The organism is Pseudomonas sp. D3-10, from assembly GCF_051132175.1.
In the GTDB taxonomy this organism is placed as follows: domain Bacteria; phylum Pseudomonadota; class Gammaproteobacteria; order Pseudomonadales; family Pseudomonadaceae; genus Aquipseudomonas.
Genome location: NZ_CP071668.1, coordinates 3187500 through 3203266, shown reverse-complemented (window position 1 = coordinate 3203266; position 15767 = coordinate 3187500). Strand labels below are relative to the sequence as shown.

General features: G+C 60.3%; 12 protein-coding genes and 1 tRNA gene. 2 read left to right on the top strand and 11 right to left on the bottom strand.

The window, feature by feature from the left end:
* Positions 1-27: 27 nt before the first annotated feature.
* From J3P90_RS14365 to J3P90_RS14355, 3 genes are all read right to left on the bottom strand, one after another.
* Positions 28-1821, bottom strand: a complete 1794-nt coding sequence (locus tag J3P90_RS14365; RefSeq protein ID WP_434674926.1) for a DAHL domain-containing protein — start codon at positions 1819-1821, stop codon at positions 28-30.
* 255 nt (positions 1822-2076) lie between these two features.
* Complete coding sequence (locus J3P90_RS14360) at positions 2077-2931, bottom strand: prohibitin family protein (protein WP_420766794.1); 855 nt, start codon at positions 2929-2931, stop codon at positions 2077-2079.
* A 121-nt stretch (positions 2932-3052) separates the two neighbouring features.
* Positions 3053-3140 (bottom strand) — tRNA-Ser (locus tag J3P90_RS14355).
* Between the two features lie 124 nt (positions 3141-3264).
* Between J3P90_RS14355 and J3P90_RS14350 the strand changes: the two genes are divergently transcribed.
* Entirely contained in the window at positions 3265-3936 is a 672-nt protein-coding gene (locus J3P90_RS14350) for a Bax inhibitor-1/YccA family protein (RefSeq protein WP_039588756.1), read from the top strand.
* Positions 3937-4050: 114 nt separating this feature from the next.
* On the opposite strand, the gene J3P90_RS14345 is transcribed toward J3P90_RS14350, so the two are convergent.
* Complete coding sequence (locus J3P90_RS14345; protein ID WP_420766795.1) at positions 4051-4488, bottom strand: Lrp/AsnC family transcriptional regulator; 438 nt, start codon at positions 4486-4488, stop codon at positions 4051-4053.
* Positions 4489-4621: 133 nt separating this feature from the next.
* Between J3P90_RS14345 and J3P90_RS14340 the strand changes: the two genes are divergently transcribed.
* Complete coding sequence (locus J3P90_RS14340) at positions 4622-5515, top strand: DMT family transporter (protein ID WP_434674925.1); 894 nt, start codon at positions 4622-4624, stop codon at positions 5513-5515.
* 13 nt (positions 5516-5528) lie between these two features.
* Here the strand turns inward: J3P90_RS14340 and J3P90_RS14335 are convergent, their stop codons facing one another.
* The 7 genes from J3P90_RS14335 to J3P90_RS14305 form a co-directional block, all read right to left on the bottom strand.
* Positions 5529-7154 (bottom strand): NADP-dependent glyceraldehyde-3-phosphate dehydrogenase, encoded by a 1626-nt coding sequence (locus J3P90_RS14335; RefSeq protein WP_420766797.1) that lies wholly within the window; start codon positions 7152-7154, stop codon positions 5529-5531.
* Between the two features lie 155 nt (positions 7155-7309).
* The gene (locus J3P90_RS14330) at positions 7310-8212 is read right to left on the bottom strand and encodes an autotransporter domain-containing protein (RefSeq protein ID WP_420766798.1); all 903 of its coding nucleotides are present in this window, start codon (positions 8210-8212) and stop codon (positions 7310-7312) included.
* A gap of 292 nt (positions 8213-8504) precedes the next feature.
* Complete coding sequence (locus tag J3P90_RS14325) at positions 8505-10925, bottom strand: autotransporter outer membrane beta-barrel domain-containing protein (protein WP_434674924.1); 2421 nt, start codon at positions 10923-10925, stop codon at positions 8505-8507.
* 168 nt (positions 10926-11093) lie between these two features.
* The gene (locus J3P90_RS14320) at positions 11094-11894 is read right to left on the bottom strand and encodes an endonuclease/exonuclease/phosphatase family protein (protein ID WP_420766800.1); all 801 of its coding nucleotides are present in this window, start codon (positions 11892-11894) and stop codon (positions 11094-11096) included.
* 190 nt (positions 11895-12084) lie between these two features.
* Positions 12085-12849 (bottom strand): PIG-L deacetylase family protein, encoded by a 765-nt coding sequence (locus J3P90_RS14315; protein WP_434674923.1) that lies wholly within the window; start codon positions 12847-12849, stop codon positions 12085-12087.
* Positions 12850-13095: 246 nt separating this feature from the next.
* A complete protein-coding gene (glgX, locus tag J3P90_RS14310) occupies positions 13096-15255 on the bottom strand; it encodes a glycogen debranching protein GlgX (RefSeq protein ID WP_420766802.1) in 2160 nt (719 codons plus the stop codon).
* A gap of 146 nt (positions 15256-15401) precedes the next feature.
* Positions 15402-15758 (bottom strand): DUF2934 domain-containing protein, encoded by a 357-nt coding sequence (locus tag J3P90_RS14305; RefSeq protein WP_420766803.1) that lies wholly within the window; start codon positions 15756-15758, stop codon positions 15402-15404.
* Positions 15759-15767: the final 9 nt, after the last annotated feature.

Sequence of the window (15767 nt, the reverse complement as noted above, 5' to 3'; positions counted from 1 at the left end):
GGATGCCAGCCGCGCAGTCAAAGCGGGTCATGAGGCTGCCAGCTCCAGGGGCAGTTCTAGGGTAAACAGGGCGCCGTGCCCCGGTCCGTCACTGTAGGCCAAGAGACGGCCGTTCATTTCGACTGCCGCTAGGGCGCAACTGTGCAGGCCAAAGCCATGGCCGTCCTTGCGGGTCGTGAAGCCATGATTGAAGATCCTCGCCTGGTTTTCCTTGGAAATCCCTTCGCCACGGTCCTTGACGCTGACGCATAACGTCGTCTGGTCGACGATGCGGATTCCCAGGGTCATCTCCCGTGGGTGCTCAACGCTGGACATGGCGAACTTGGCATTGCTGATCAGGTTGATCAGGATCAGCAGCAGCCGGTGCTTGTCGCCGAGAATCACGGGAGCGTCCTGGTAATCCTTGATCACGGTGACATGATGCCGGCTCAGCGCCCCTGAATTCATGCGCAGGGCATCCTCGAACAGATCGGCGACGTTCAGCGGCTCGATCAGCCTCGCAGCCCCGGCGTAGGTTTGTTGGGTAGTGACGATGTCCTTGATGTGATCGATGCTTTTGGTCAACTGCGCCAGTTCTTCGATGAGCAGTGCTTGTTCGCCTGCAACAGAGTCCACCAGTTCATTGAAGTAGCGGGGCAACAACTTGCCTTTTTCGTCCTCGGTGATGAAATGACCCAGGTCGTCGGCATGTTCGTTCATCATTTTCACGGCTTTGCCCAACCCTTGCGTCTTGCTGTTTTTCAACTTGCGAGTGACCAGGTCCGCGGAAATATTCACGCTGTTGAGGACATTGCCGACGTTGTGTAACACGTTCGTTGCAATCTCGGCCATGCCTGCCATGCGAGCGGCATCCACCAACTCCCGTTCGGCCTCCTTCAACTCGCGAGTGCGTTCCTGGACGCGTTCTTCCAGTTTGTCATTGGAAGTTTGCAGCTCATGGTTGATCTGGTTGATGACTGAATAACTGCGCACCAGCCGTACGGCCAGATAGATCATCAAAAGCGCCATCAGGCCGGCGCACACCGCCAGGTATATATGGTACTTACGGTCCGTGGCGGCGGTCCTGCGCTGCGTTTCGTTCAACAGCTCGTTGATGCTGTCCAGCTCCTGGGCCACTGGGATGACGCTGATGCGGTCCAGCAGGTCGTTGACCTGGGGCTGTTCGTGGATGATGGTCTTGACGTGGTGTATCAGTGACACAAACGCCGGCCGATAGAGGGCAGGCAGTTGGTCAATCTGATGTTCGAGTTCGCTTAACTGGTCCCGCACTTCCCGTTCTTTATCCGCCGTGACGTAAAGGGCGAACTCCAGGGTGGTCAACGCCAGGTCCAGGACATTCGAGGCCGCGGTCAGGCGCGCGATCTCGCCGTTCGCCTTCATCTCCTGCAACAGGTTTTGTATTTCGTCTTCAACCGTCGGCAACTCATCCAGGGACGCCCGCAGCGTGGCGTTGTGCTGCTCGAACTGCTCGACCAGCAGATTCTTGTTCTTGACCGCATCCACGTATCCCTGGCGCCTTGACGCCCAGAGCGCCGCCAGCGGGCCGGAACTGTTCAAACGCTCCAATTGCTCCCAGCGAGTCTGCGCTTCGGGCGGTGGGGTGAGTGACAGGTTATTGTTGACGCCGATTTTCTTCCTGAGGATTTTTACGTTCCAGTTGGCGTCGGCTTGCTTGAGTTGGCGAATGAAGTCCCGTGATTCGAAATAGGTCGCTGAGTCGTATGTATAGGATTTTATTAAAAAGAAGATCAATGCGGAAAAGACAACAAGCGCCGCGGCCAACAGGACGGGCCACTTGTATTTATTGATCAGAATGGTCACAGGTTTCTCCTGCGCGGAACGGATGCCGAAACCGGACCTGGCGAGTGTGAGCAATTATCGGGATGACGGGCGGAGAATGGGATACAGGAGGGGAGTTGCGTTGTTTGTTTGCCTGGGTACACGGTGAGCTCCCTGCTAACGGTGAACGTCTGGTCATCAGTGAAGCAAGTGTAGCGTCAACCACCGGCGTCGACGTATCTGTCCAGACGCTGCACGGGAAAATGGCGCGGCCGGAATCGACCGCGCCGAGGGAGGTTACTTCAAATCGATAAAAGGCAGCGCGCTGTTCGGCAGCATGGTGGTGGGCAACTCACCGTTCCAGCGCTCGGCCTTGGTCAGCTCCACCAGGTTCTGGTTGCTGGCCAGCGCCTGGGCGCGGGCCTTGATCGCCTCGGCTTCAGCCTTGCCACGCAGTTCCGTTGCCAGGGCATCGGCCTTGGCCTGGGCCACTTGCGAATCGGCTTCCGCCTGGGCCTGGGTCACCCGAATCTGCGCCTGGACCTGTTCGGTGGCGAGCTGCTGCTCACGGGTCTTGACCTGGACCTCGGCGGCCATGCGCGCTTCGATGGCCTTTTCGTAGGCATCGCTGAAATCGATGTTTTCAACCTGGACGCTGTCGATGATCACCGGCCCGGTAATCGTCGATTTGATCGCAGCGGAGATATCGTTGACCAGTTGGACGCGGTTCTGCACGGCGGCCACGGCGTTGAACTTGCCGAACACATTCTCCACCTGCGTCGGCACCTGCCGGCTGATCATCCGGTCGCGGATGCCTTCCAGATCCTTGAACTGGGTATAGACCTTCGCCACGTCGGAAGGCGCGATGTGCCACGACACCGACACTTTGAGCTCGGCCGATTGCTGGTCTTTGCTGTAGGCCTGCAAGTCGTCGTAGGAGGTAACCTGGCTCTGCGTGCTGATCAGGCGTACCGATTCGATAAATGGCGTCTTGAACGACAGCCCCGGCTCAACCACCCCGACCAGCGCGCCATTGCGCAGGAGCACGCCGCGCTCGGTTTCATCAACCGTGTACCAACTTCCGAAGAACACGCATAACAGGACCACGCCGACAATTGCAGCAGCGATCGAACCGATTGTTTTACGGGGCACTTTACTTTCCTTGAGTAGGCTAGGGGATGGCATGCACTGTTTCCTTTGTGAAGACCGTCACTGTTTTTTCAAACGCCAGACACGAAAAAGCCCTGACAAGTCAGGGCTTTAACGTAGAAGATGGCGGAGGCGATGGGATTCGAACTCATGGACCTGTTACAGTCGACGGTTTTCAAGACCGTTGCCTTAAACCACTCGGCCACACCTCCGTATTGCGTTGCGGGCGCCATAATACCCGAATGAAACACACTGTCAAACTCTCCACGTAGCTTGTTACAGAGCGTCTGTTATGATCCTTGCCACTGAATGTTTCAAAACCGGAGGAGTGTCGCCATGCGCGAACAGGATTACGCAGTGAACAACAGCGTGCAGGCTGAGCAGCTAGAAGTTAGCCGCGTCCTGCGCAACACTTATGGCCTGCTGGCACTCACGCTCGCTTTCAGCGGTGTGATGGCCTTCGTCGCACAACAGATGCGCGTCGGTTACCCGAACATCTTTGTCGTGCTGATCGGTTTCTACGGCCTGTTTTTCCTTACCAACAAGCTCCGCGATTCGGCCTGGGGCCTGGTTTCGGCCTTCGCCCTGACCGGGTTCATGGGGTTCCTGCTCGGCCCTATCCTCAACCGTTACCTGGGCATGCAGGGCGGCGCAGAAGTGGTCAGTTCGGCCTTCGCAATGACCGCGTTGGTGTTCGGTGGCCTGTCGGCGTACGTACTGATCTCCCGCAAGGACATGAGCTTCCTGAGTGGTTTCATCACCGCCGGTTTCTTCGTGTTGCTGGGTGCGGTGGTGGCTAGCTTCTTCTTCCAGATCAGCGGCCTGCAACTGGCGATCAGCGCCGGCTTCGTGCTGTTCTCGTCGGTCTGCATCCTGTACCAGACCAGCGCCATCATCCATGGCGGCGAGCGTAACTACATCATGGCGACCATCAGCCTGTATGTGTCGATCTACAACCTGTTTGTCAGCTTGCTGCAGCTGTTTGGGTTGATGGGACGTGATGACTGATATTGCCGGAGTGTCCGGCTTGAGCTGTTGATTTGAGAAACGGCGCTTTTCCTGAAGGAAAGGCGCCTTTTTTTTGTCTGGGGCTTGCACCAGGTCGGCGTCCATCAACGGCTCTCACCCCATCGGAGGCAACCGCCGCTTCACCGGCGTCTTCTTGACAATAGCCGTATTGGTTTCTGCAAGAACATTCAACTTATCCAACAAAACATCCAACTGTTCCATCGACCGCACATGCAGCCGCGCGATGAAACAATCCTCGCCAGTCACCTTGTCGCATTCAGTGAACTCGCCAATGGCCTGGATCTGCCGCTCCACCTCTTGCAACTGCCCTGGCAATGGGCGAATGCGCACGATGGCCTGGAGTTGATAACCAAAACACTTCGGATCGACTTCAACGGTATAGCCCCTGAGCACGCCACGCTCCTCGAGTCTACGCAGGCGTTCGGCAACGCTGGGGGACGACAGGCCGCTCAGGTTCGCCAAAGCCTTGAGCGAGCGTCGGGAATCTTCCATCAGCGCCTTGATGAGGATCTGGTCGATGTCGTCAGTCATAACGGCTCCGTTAGGTAAATGGTCAAAATGGCCTTTATAAAAAAGGTCAAAAACCAGTTTAGCCTTTTTCAGGCCATGGAGAAGCGGCCCGGCGGCTCGGCATACTGTAGCCACTTACCGAAGGAGCCTGAAGATGGACAAGACCCTACGCCGCGGTTCGCTCGAAATGACCGCCGCCATGCTGATTTCCGGAACCATAGGTTGGTTTGTACTGGTGGCGGGCCTGCCCGTACTGGATGTGGTGTTCTGGCGTTGCGTATTTGGCACCGTCACGCTGCTGCTGATTTGCGCGGGATTTGGTTTCCTGCGTCGGGATGTGCTGACGCGCACAACGTTCCTGCTGGCGGTACTCAGCGGCGTGGCAATCGTGGGCAATTGGGTATTGCTGTTCGCTTCCTATTCCCGCGCTTCGATTGCGATCGGTACGGCGGTGTACAACGTCCAACCGTTCATGCTGGTCGGGCTGGCGGCGTTGTTCCTGGGCGAAAAGATCACCGCGCAAAAGCTCTTCTGGCTCGCGGTTTCGTTCCTTGGGATGCTGGCGATCGTCAGCGCCCATGGCGAACAAGGGCAGGGTGGCGAGGACTATCTGGCGGGCATCGCCCTGGCGTTGGGTGCGGCTTTGCTGTACGCCATTGCGGCGTTGATCATCAAGCGGCTCAGCGGCACGCCACCCCATTTGATCGCGCTGATCCAGGTCAGCACCGGGATACTGCTGTTGGCGCCATGGGCGAATCTCTCGACGTTGCCGCAGCAACCCGAGGCCTGGGCCAGCCTGCTGACCCTCGGCATGATTCACACCGGTATCATGTACGTGCTGCTATACAGCGCGATCCAGCGGTTGCCGACAGCCGTGACCGGCGCGCTGTCCTTTATCTATCCGATCGCGGCGATCTTCGTCGACTGGTTCGCCTTCGGTCATCGCCTCGAACCGCTTCAGTGGCTGGGGGTGGCGGCGATCCTGCTGGCTGCTGCCGGCATGCAACAGGGCTGGGGCGTCAAATGGCGGCGCCCGGCCCTGTCGTAACCAGCGAGCGGTCTCAGAAAATGTAGTCGGTGGTCAGGAAATTCGAATCCCGCTCACGGATGATGTCGCTGATAAGCGCCTTGTTGCTCTCCTGGAATTTGGTTGCCACCAGCGTACGGATCGAAAAAGTGCGTAGCGCATCATGGACCGACAATGTGCCTTCGGCGGAATTTTTCCGGCCGTTGAAAGGGAAGGTGTCTGGGCCGCGTTGGCACTGGGCGTTGATGTTGATGCGCCCGACCTGGTTGGCGAAGGTGTCCACCAGCTTGCCGACTTCAGCTGGGTGGGTGCCGAAGATACTCAGTTGCTGGCCGAAGTCGGATTCGAGCACGTAATCGACCACGGTGTTCAGGTCACGGTACGGCACGATGGGCACGACGGGGCCGAACTGTTCTTCGTGATACACACGCATCGCTGTGTTCACCGGGTATAGAACCGCCGGATAGAAGAACGAAGCCCGGGATTCGCCACCGTGCTGGTTCATCACCCCCGCACCCTTGGCGATGGCATCGGCCACCAGGGCGTGCAAATAATCGACCTTGCCGGCTTCGGGCAGTGGCGTCAGCGCCACGCCATCTTCCCAAGGCATGCCGGGTTTCAGCGCGGCGAGTTTGGCATTGAATTTCTCGATGAACGCCGGGGCGACGTCTTCATGAACGAACAGGATCTTCAGAGCCGTGCACCGCTGCCCATTGAAAGAAAGCGAACCGGTGAGCGCTTCGCTGACGGCATTGTCCAGGTCGACATCGCGTAACACCAGGCCGGGGTTTTTTGCATCCAGCCCCAGGGCGGCGCGCAGGCGATGCGGGCGCGGGTGGAGTTTCTTGAGGTCGCTGGCAGCCTTATTGGTGCCGATGAAGGCAAATATGTCGATCTTGCCGCTGGCCATCAGTGCGCTGACGGTCTCTCGGCCGCTGCCGTAGATCACATTGATGACGCCCGCAGGAAAGCTGTCGCGAAAGGCTTCCAGCAGCGGACGTATCAGCAGCACGCCGAGCTTGGCCGGCTTGAAGACCACGGTGTTGCCCATGATCAGCGCGGGAATCAGCGTGGTGAAGGTTTCGTTCAGCGGATAGTTGTACGGGCCCATGCAGAGGGCGACGCCGAGGGGCACGCGGCGGATCTGCCCCAGCGTGTCCTGTTCCAGCTCGAAGCGGCTGGAACGACGATCCAGCTCCTTGAGGGCGTTGATAGTGTCGACGATATAGTCGCAGGTCCGGTCGAATTCCTTTTGGGAGTCCTTGAGATTTTTGCCGATTTCCCACATCAGCAGCTTGACCACTGCTTCACGTCGTTCACGCATGCGCGCCAGGAAGCTCTCGACATGGCGGATGCGTTCGGCGACGCGCATCGTCGGCCATGTGCCTTGGCCGCGATCATAGGCCCGTACGGCGGCGTCAAGCGCGGTGAGCGCCGTCTCGGCGTCCAGCAGCGGCGTGCTGCCGAGGATCACTTGTTCATCGCCGTTCGGGCCGGCCAGGTAAACCGGGCTGCGCACGGTGGCCAGTGGTCCTTGCCAGGTTCTCAAGACGCCATCGACCAGGTATTCCCGTTGTTCGACGGGATCACCGAGACGGTAGGCCTCTGGGATATCCGCGGCGCTGGGAAATAAATGGGAGAGCAGGGTGGCGGTGGTCATATCGTTACTCCATCAATGAAATGAGCCATGGGCTGACAGTCTGCGGCGCTTCTAGCGTTATACGCCTTAATGAAGGTGATTTCGAAGTGGCAAGGGCGTGCGGCTGTCCTGCCGACGCCCCTGCCACCATTGCGTTGAATGCATGAAGCCGGTGTTTACCAACGCATCCGCACGCCCAGGCTGGCGATGACGCCGTTGAGGTCGTTGTCGTCGACGTCACTGCTGTAGTCGGCGCTGACATACAGGCTCACCACTGGGGTGACCCGGGCAACCAGGCCCAGGCCGACTTCGACGGTCGAAGATTTGCGGCTGCTGCTGATCTTGTCGACTTTGTCCAGGGTGACGGTGTCGGCGCTCTGGACCGTGTGCCACAGGTTGGTGCGCACGTACGGCTCGACGCCCAGGCCGTTGACTTGGTAGGCACCTTTGAGCCGGGCGCCGACGCGACCGCTCCAAGTGCTCAGTTCGCTGCTGTCGCCATTTTCGCCGTTCGGCGTATCGAGGCTGATGCGCTGGTTGATCAACTGCGCCTGGGGTTCGACCACCCAGTTTTCGCTGATGCCGATGGGGAAGCCGCCTTCGACCGACAGCGTGACGGCGCTGCCCTCGGTGGCTTGACGTTGACCCTGTTCGTTCAGGCTGAAACCGTTGACCCGCCCCCCGCTGGCACTCAGGTCCACGTGCCAGCCCGCGGGGCCGGTCAGGCTCCAGTAGGCTCCAAGATTCTGCCCCTCCAGGCTCAGGGTCTCCTGGCCCGGCTTGGCGAGAGCCGGCGCGACCAGCATTGCGCTGCCATTGGCTGTGATCCGGCTCTGGCCGCTGATCAAACCGACGCGCTGGGTATGGCCATTGTTGTTGCGAAGCGTGAAGAGCGCGGGACTTTTGCCCGACGCGGGGTCGTTGCCCGTTGGGTGGTCGGCGGGTGTTCGGTCGTACCAGGGGGCAGTGAGAGGGTCTTCCAGTTCGGCCAGCACTTGCATCGACGAACACAGCAACAGGGAGGTCGAGACGGTGCAGAGGGTGGTTTTGAGTTCCTGCGGGCGGGGGGAAGTTTTCATGGGGGTCTGCCTTGCAATCGCATGCATTTCTCGCTTAGGGCGTCTCTCCTACCCCGAATGAGGGGCGACCGAATGGATGAGGCAAACCTCTGGCGACCCGCGATGGCGGGGTTCCAGAGGCCTGCCCCTGACTGTGTTTCCGGGGGTAGTACGTTGTATTCAAGAAGACCAAAGCGGTTGCGTCAAGAAATTGGCCGACAAATGGCATAGTGAAATCATGGAGCGCTAACCCAATGATTTCACGCGGATAAAAACGATCCTATTTAGGCGTCAATTCATCGTCGTCTGCGCCTCACCAACTGATTCTCACGCCCACATTGCCCGCCACGCCGCGTTGCTGGTTGCTGTCCAGGTTATTGCTGTAGTCCACGCCGGCATAGGCGCTGACGCTAGACGCCAGGCTCACGACCAAGCCAACGCCCAGGTCCGCCGTGGAGGCGCGTTGTTCGGTCTCGATCCGTTGGGTGTCGTCGAATGTCACCGTGTCGGTGCCGGAAAAGGTGTGCCAGATATTGGCTCGCAGATAGGGCTCCACCGGCAAGCCGCTGACTTGATAGCTGCCCTTGAGCCGGGCGCCTAGGCGGCCAGTCCAGGCGCTGTCGGAGTCGAATTCGACCTTTGAAATCCCATCGTCCTGGCTGTCCAGGCTGATCTTCTGATGGATGATCTGGGCCTGGGGTTCGAAGACCCAGTCGCGAGCTACCGCAAACGGATAGCCGGCCTCCGCCGATAGGGTCAAGGCGTGCCCGCGATTGTCGATTTTGACGCCACGTTCGGAGCGGTTATCGCCATTCAGGCGGGTGCCCATGACCACCGCATCGACGTAGCCACCCGAGCGGTCGATGAGGGTCCAGTAAAGGCCATAGCTGTCGCCATCGAGCTCGATCTTGCCAGCGCGCCGGCCTTGGAACCCGAGGTTGAAGCCGTCAACGTTGCCGTTCAGTTCGGTGTGGCCGACAAAAAAACCGATACGCTGGGTCCGATCGTCGGACGTTGGGGCGGCGTACAAGTCATGGCCGACCTGGAAACCCTTGATGGAACCGTCGAACCGGGGCGTTACCGTGCCGGCCCAGGTTTGATCGAGGTCTTTGCCGTAGGCCCGGCCCCAACCCGCGCCGAACGCGCCGGTTTCCGACAGCAGGCGCTGGTCGCCTTGCCGATCGTGAAACGTACCCAGGGCCATCAGCGTCAATTGCGCGGCGGCTGGGGGCAGTACTGACCAGGTAGGGACTTCGGGGCGGTACAAGGGAATCGGCGCAGCGCCCGGCACGGCGGCCGGCAGCGGCGGCAGCGTCGGGCTGGGCGCTGCGACCGGGCCCGCCACTACCGTGGAGCGCAGGTACCAGTTGTTGGCGTTGCCGGCCACGCCGCCCTTGAACAGGCGATAGTCGAATGCACCGGCCGAGACGGATTGCGCCAGTGAAAAGGCGCTGCTATCACTGACGGCTCCGCTCTGGGCCTGGACCAGTTCGATGCCGTCCTGGGTAGTCAGGCCGCCGGCGCCACCCAGATTCGTGACGGTGATGGCGGTGCCGCCTGTCAGGGTGCCACCGTTGACCACCAGTTTGTCACTGGGCGAATCATCGGCCCCAAGCACCGTTTGCAGGCGTAGCTGGCCGCCATTGCCGGCGTAATTGCCTTGCACGGTGAGGGTGTCATTGGTGCGGGTGTTGCCGTCGGCGAGATCAATTGCTCCGGCATTGTTGAGCGTGGTCATCTGACCTGAAGTAAACGGCGCGATGACGCCTTGGGTCGAGGTCAATACGCTGCTGCTGTCGATGTTGAACACACCCGTGCCGGTGGCGTTGTCGCCCAGCAGCAGCGTGTCGCCCAAGTCCAGGCGCGAGTCTTGGGTCAGGCTGACGGTTTCCCAGTTGTCATAGCGGGCTCCGGTACTGGACGTGCTGCCCTCGAAGGTCAGGTTGTCCTGGCCCAAGCCTCCGTCCAGGCTGGGCGTGGGGGCGAGTCCCGCCTCGGTGAGGTTCTGCAACAGAGCGGTGTCGATGCCGTCGCCCATCAGGATGGCTGAGCGGATGGTGCCGCCGCTCCATTGGAATCGATCGTCGCCGGCACTGGTCCGGACCTCGCCGCCGATTTCCCCGCCACTGACGGTCACGTTGTCGTTGCCACCGCTGACGCTGACATTACCGCCGATGCGTCCTTCGGACAGGATGATGGTGTCCCTGCCGAAGCCAGTGACGAGGTTGCCGATGATTTCCCCACCTGACATGTCGAAGACGTTGTCATCGAGCTTCATGTCGACCCTGCCGATGGTGCCGCCGGTCATCTGGGCGATGTCGCCATCTTCGAACGCGTCGACGATGGTGCCGCCAGTCATCAGGAACGTATCGAGGCCATCGCCTTGGGAGATCGATAGAATCCGGCCGCCATTCATTTCAAACGCGTCGGCTTGCGAGCCTTGCTCGACGTCGCCATCGATGACACCGTTGGCGTTGATTTCGATGCGGTCGGTTCCGGCATCGAACACGACGTCACCCTGAACGAGGCCACTGCCTGAGACCGTCAGGTTGTTGTTGCCCGACAGATCCGTAAGCCCGGTTGCACTCGTGCCACTGTCGCACACGTAAGTGTCGTCGCCTGCCGTGGGTGACAATGTGCAAGCCGCCATCGCTGATGAGGCAGGAAGCAGGAACGGAGCCGCTACCCACAAGGCGTTGAACAGACGATTGATATGCCGATCGCGCCGAATCATGTGCTATCCCTCTGCATGGGCATCCATGGCATGCCTGTTTCAGCATGGGTTGCACGACAGATGGCACACAGGACCCGGCAACGCTCGCTGTATGGAAAGGCACGCTAGCAACGAATCAAAGGCGTCGCTACTGTCAGATCTTACAGGTCGGTTTACCCGAATCAGGGGCTACAGATGCACTTCCACCGCCAACGGCAGGTGATCGCTCAAGTGCGTCCAGGGCTTGTTGCCGAGGATCTGCGGGGCGTGGCTGGTGGCGTTGCGCAGGTAAATGCGGTCCAGGCGTAGCAGGGGGAAGCGGGCGGGGTAGGTCCGGGCAGGACGCCCGTGATGGTGTTCAAAGGCCTCGTGCAGGTACTGGCGACGGGCAAGCGTGGTGTTGCCGCGCAATTGCCAGTCGTTGAAATCCCCGGCGATGATCACCGGAGCGTCCTCGGGAAGAGAGTCAAGCAATTTGCAGAGCAGCTTGAGCTGCAATTGGCGATGGCTTTCCAGCAGGCTCAGATGCACGCAGATCCCGTGGACTTCGGCATGGCCCGGCACGTCCAGCACACAATGCAGCAACCCGCGCCGTTCGGGACCGGTGATTGACACGTCGAGGTTGCGGAACTGGCGGATCGGGTATTTGGAAAGCAGCGCGTTGCCGTGATGTCCGTCGGGGTACACCGCGTTCCGGCCGTAGGCGAAGTCGCTCCACATGCTGTCGGCGAGAAATTCGTATTGCGAGGTCTGGGGCCAGTTGTCGTAGCGCAGGGCATGTCGATCATGTTCACCAAGCACCTCCTGAAGGAAAACCAGGTCGGCACCTGTGGCGCGCACCGCTTCGCGCAGCTCCGGCAAAATGAAACGACGATTGAGGGCTGTAAAGCCTTTATGGGTATTCACCGTGAGAACACGCAGTCGATGAATCGCCGCGGGTGCGTCCAGCGGCACTGATTCTTCGACCCGCCAGTGGGGATCGCGAGTCACGTTCACTCCTGAGTCAGACGTCTCTGTTCATGCGACTCATGGCGACTGCGGCAGTTCCGGAATTCTTGCCGGACAAAACTTCAAGGCCGAAAAATGTGGGGGCGAGCCTGCTCGCGATAGCAGTAGGTCAGCTTGACGAGATGTTGGCTGGGCCGCTATCGCGAGCAAGCTCGCTCCCACAGGGCTGGGGTCAGATAAATACAATTTCGTACGGCATGCCCATGCGATCGAGAATGACCCTCGGCACCAGCGGTGCGATGCAGTTGGTGGGCTCGCTGCCGAGCTGGCTGGCATAGGCGTGCATGGCGTGACGCTTGCGGGCGGTGGTCCACACGTCCAGCCGTAATTTGCGCGCCCGATGCCAGGGGATCCTGTTCTGCTCACGAACCGGCCAGTGCCAGGCCCATACGGGCAGTTCGTTGAACACCGCTCCGACGGTTTCAGCGGCCAAGGCTCCAGCGCGGCCGACCGTGTCGTGGTCGCTGTCGCCGTCCAGGCGCCAAGTGCTGAACACCACGTCGCCAGGTTTGAGGTAATGGCCGATGAACGCGGTCAGTTGGGCTTCATGTTCGGCGAGGCCCTTTTCCGGGAACCCTCCGCGGACCCACTGCAGGCCATTGGAAGGCACGCCCAGGCGATGCAGGGCGTCCACGCTCTCCTGGGGATGCGGGCGAAACGTGCGCAGCCGCTCATCAGACCACAGTGGCGAGCCCGGATGGCTCAGGCTGCCGTCGGTGACCGAGATCAGCAACATCGGTTGGCCCAGGTTGCTCAACAACTGGAGCAACCCACCGCAGGCGCCGACTTCGTCGCCAGGGTGCGGGGCAAGGATGACCGCGCGGGCGCCCGCGGGTATGAGTGTCTGGGTGCTGATGATCGGAATATCGGCCAGTTGCGGCGCGCTGTTCCAGATTTGCGGGTGATGCCGGCCTTGCAACCGAGAGGCAGGTTTCATGAGATACGTCCTTGTCGTGTCCAATCGTTCAGTCACGCATCGGGCCAGCCGCCCAATGTCGCCCCTTGGGAGCGATGACTGTGATTCGCGATGTTCCGAGTCCTGGAATCGACCGCAGGCGAAGTATTGACCATGCCAGCGGATTCGTCGCGTCAGAATGTGTATCTGAACCGGTTTTTTTTGTTCGAACTGTGTTGCGCGTGCAGCAGGGCGCGTCCTTGCGCCAGCCGACTCGGGGAAGGTCCCTTATTCCTCTTCTTCGCGTTGAAGCTCGAACAGCAGCAGTGAGCGCCCGGTCACGGAATATTCGAAATCGAAATCGAAACGCTCCTGGCCACGCACCGCGGGTTGGTTGGTGTCCACCATGCAGGTCCAGAAACTCCCTTCGGGCACCTCTGGCAGGCGGAAGTTGACGATGTCGTGGTGCGCGTTGACCACCAGCAACAATGTCGCGTCGCCGCCCTTGCGGCGGATGCCGGTCTCCTGTGCGCGGCCGTCCATCAACATGCCGAGGCAACGGCCTTGGCCATCCTGCCATTGTTCGACGGTCATCTCGCTTGCGTCGGGGGCCAGCCAGGTCACATCCTTTACGCCGATGTCCTCGTTGTAATTGCCGACCAGGAATCGACCGCGTCGCAGGATCGGGTAGGACATGCGCAGTTTGATCAAGCGCTTGACGAACTTCAGCAACGCCTGGCCATCAGCGCTCAGGTCCCAGTTGACCCAGCCGATTTCGCTGTCCTGGCAGTAGGCATTGTTGTTGCCGTGCTGGGTTCGGGCGAACTCGTCGCCAGCGACAATCATTGGTGTGCCTTGGGCCAGGAGCAGGGTGGCGAAGAAGTTGCGCATCTGCCGATGACGCAGCTCATTGATCTCGGGATCATCCGTCGGGCCTTCGACGCCATGGTTCCAGGACAGGTTGTTGTTGCTGCCGTCCTGGTTGTTCTCGTCGTTGGCTTCGTTGTGCTTGTCGTTGTAGGAGACCAGGTCGTGCAACGTGAAGCCGTCGTGGGCCGTGACGAAGTTGACCGAGGCGTACGGCCGTCGGCCACGCTGGTTGAACATCTCGCCCGAGGCGGTCATGCGGCTGGCGAAGTCGGCCAGTTGGCCATCGTCGCCTTTCCAGAAGGCGCGCACGGTGTCGCGGAATTTGTCATTCCATTCGACCCAACCTGGCGGGAAGCGTCCGACCTGATAGCCGCCGGGGCCGCAGTCCCAGGGCTCGGCGATCATTTTTACCTGGCGCAGCACCGGGTCCTGGCGACAGGCGACGAGGAAACTGTGGCGTTCGTCGAAGCCGTCGTGATACCGGCCCAGAATGGTCGCCAGGTCGAAGCGGAAGCCGTCCACGTGCATTTCCGTGGCCCAGTAGCGCAACGAGTCGGTGACCATTTGCAGCACGCAGGGATGACTCAGGTCCAGTGTATTGCCGGTGCCCGAATCGTTGATGTAGTAGCGCTTGTCGTCGGGCATCAGCCGGTAGTACGACGCGTTGTCGATGCCTCGCATGGACAACGTCGGGCCCTGTTCATTGCCCTCGGCGGTGTGGTTGTAAACCACATCGAGGATGACCTCCAGATTGGCCTCGTGCATGTGCGCGACCATTTCCTTGAACTCGGCAATCTTGCCGCTGGCCAGGTAGCGCGGATCCGGGGCAAAGAAGGCGATGCTGTTGTAGCCCCAGTAGTTGGTCATGCCCTTTTGCAGCAGGTGCTGGTCGTTGACGAACGCGTGGATGGGCAGCAATTCCACAGACGACACGCCCAGCTTGCGAATGTGTTCCAGGACATCGTCGACCATCAGGCCAGCGAACGTACCACGCAGGTTCTCCGGCACCGAGGGATGGCGCATGGAGATGCCGCGCACGTGGGTTTCATACAAGATGGTCTTGTCCCACGGCACGCTGACCCGATGATCGCGGCCCCAGGTATGGGCCGGGTCGATGACCTTGGACTTGGGCACGAATGGCGCGCTGTCACGCTCATCGAAACTGAGATCGCCATCGGGATGGCCGATGGTGTAGCCGAACAGGGCTTCCGACCATTTCAGCTCGCCCACCAGTTGCTTGGCGTAGGGGTCGATGAGCAGCTTGTTGGGGTTGAAGCGGTGGCCGTTCTCGGGGTCGTACGGACCGTAGACGCGGTAGCCATAAATCAGCCCCGGATGTGCGTCCGGTAGATAGCCGTGGTAGATCTCATCGGTGTATTCCGGTAGTTCGATACGCTCGAGTTCCACCTCGCCTGTGTCGTCGAAGATGCACAGTTCGACCTTGGTGGCGTTGGCCGAGAACAACGCGAAATTGACCCCCAGGCCATCCCAGGTCGCGCCGAGTGGAAACGGCAGCCCTTCACGTATCCGCGAAGCCTCGATAACGGGCGGCGGCGTGGTATTTTTCGGACGGGTCATAGTTGCTCCTGCAAAAGACAGATACGGTGGTGCGCTGCACGCAGGGCTGCGTGCTTTGCGCTTGTGGCGACAATACAAGTCTGCACGCCACAAGCAGGCCTCTTCGTTGAAAGAAGCACTGGCTTGGGAACGATGAGTCCGCGGGTTCAGACCGCCGGGGGCTTGCGCGTGGCGCGTGGCTTTTTAGCGCTAGCCTTGTCGGCGGGCGGGACCATTGCCGCGGTAGCTGCCGAAGGCTTGGTCGCGGGCTTGGCCTTGGGCGCGGTGCTCTTGGCGGCGGCCTTGGCGACGGTGGCCTTGGCGGCAGCAGCCGGCTTGGTGCCGTCAGTCTTGCTGGCCGCGGATTTGCTCGGTGCTTTCGGTGGTTTGCTTGGCGCCAGGGCTTCGGCCTCCGCCAGCTTGCGTGCCATTTCCCAATGGCGCTCTTCTTGCCCGGCAGGCTTACCTTCCGACTCCCAGATCTGATAGGCAAATTCACGAATGCGTTTATCGTCGGTACTCATCGCAGTGCT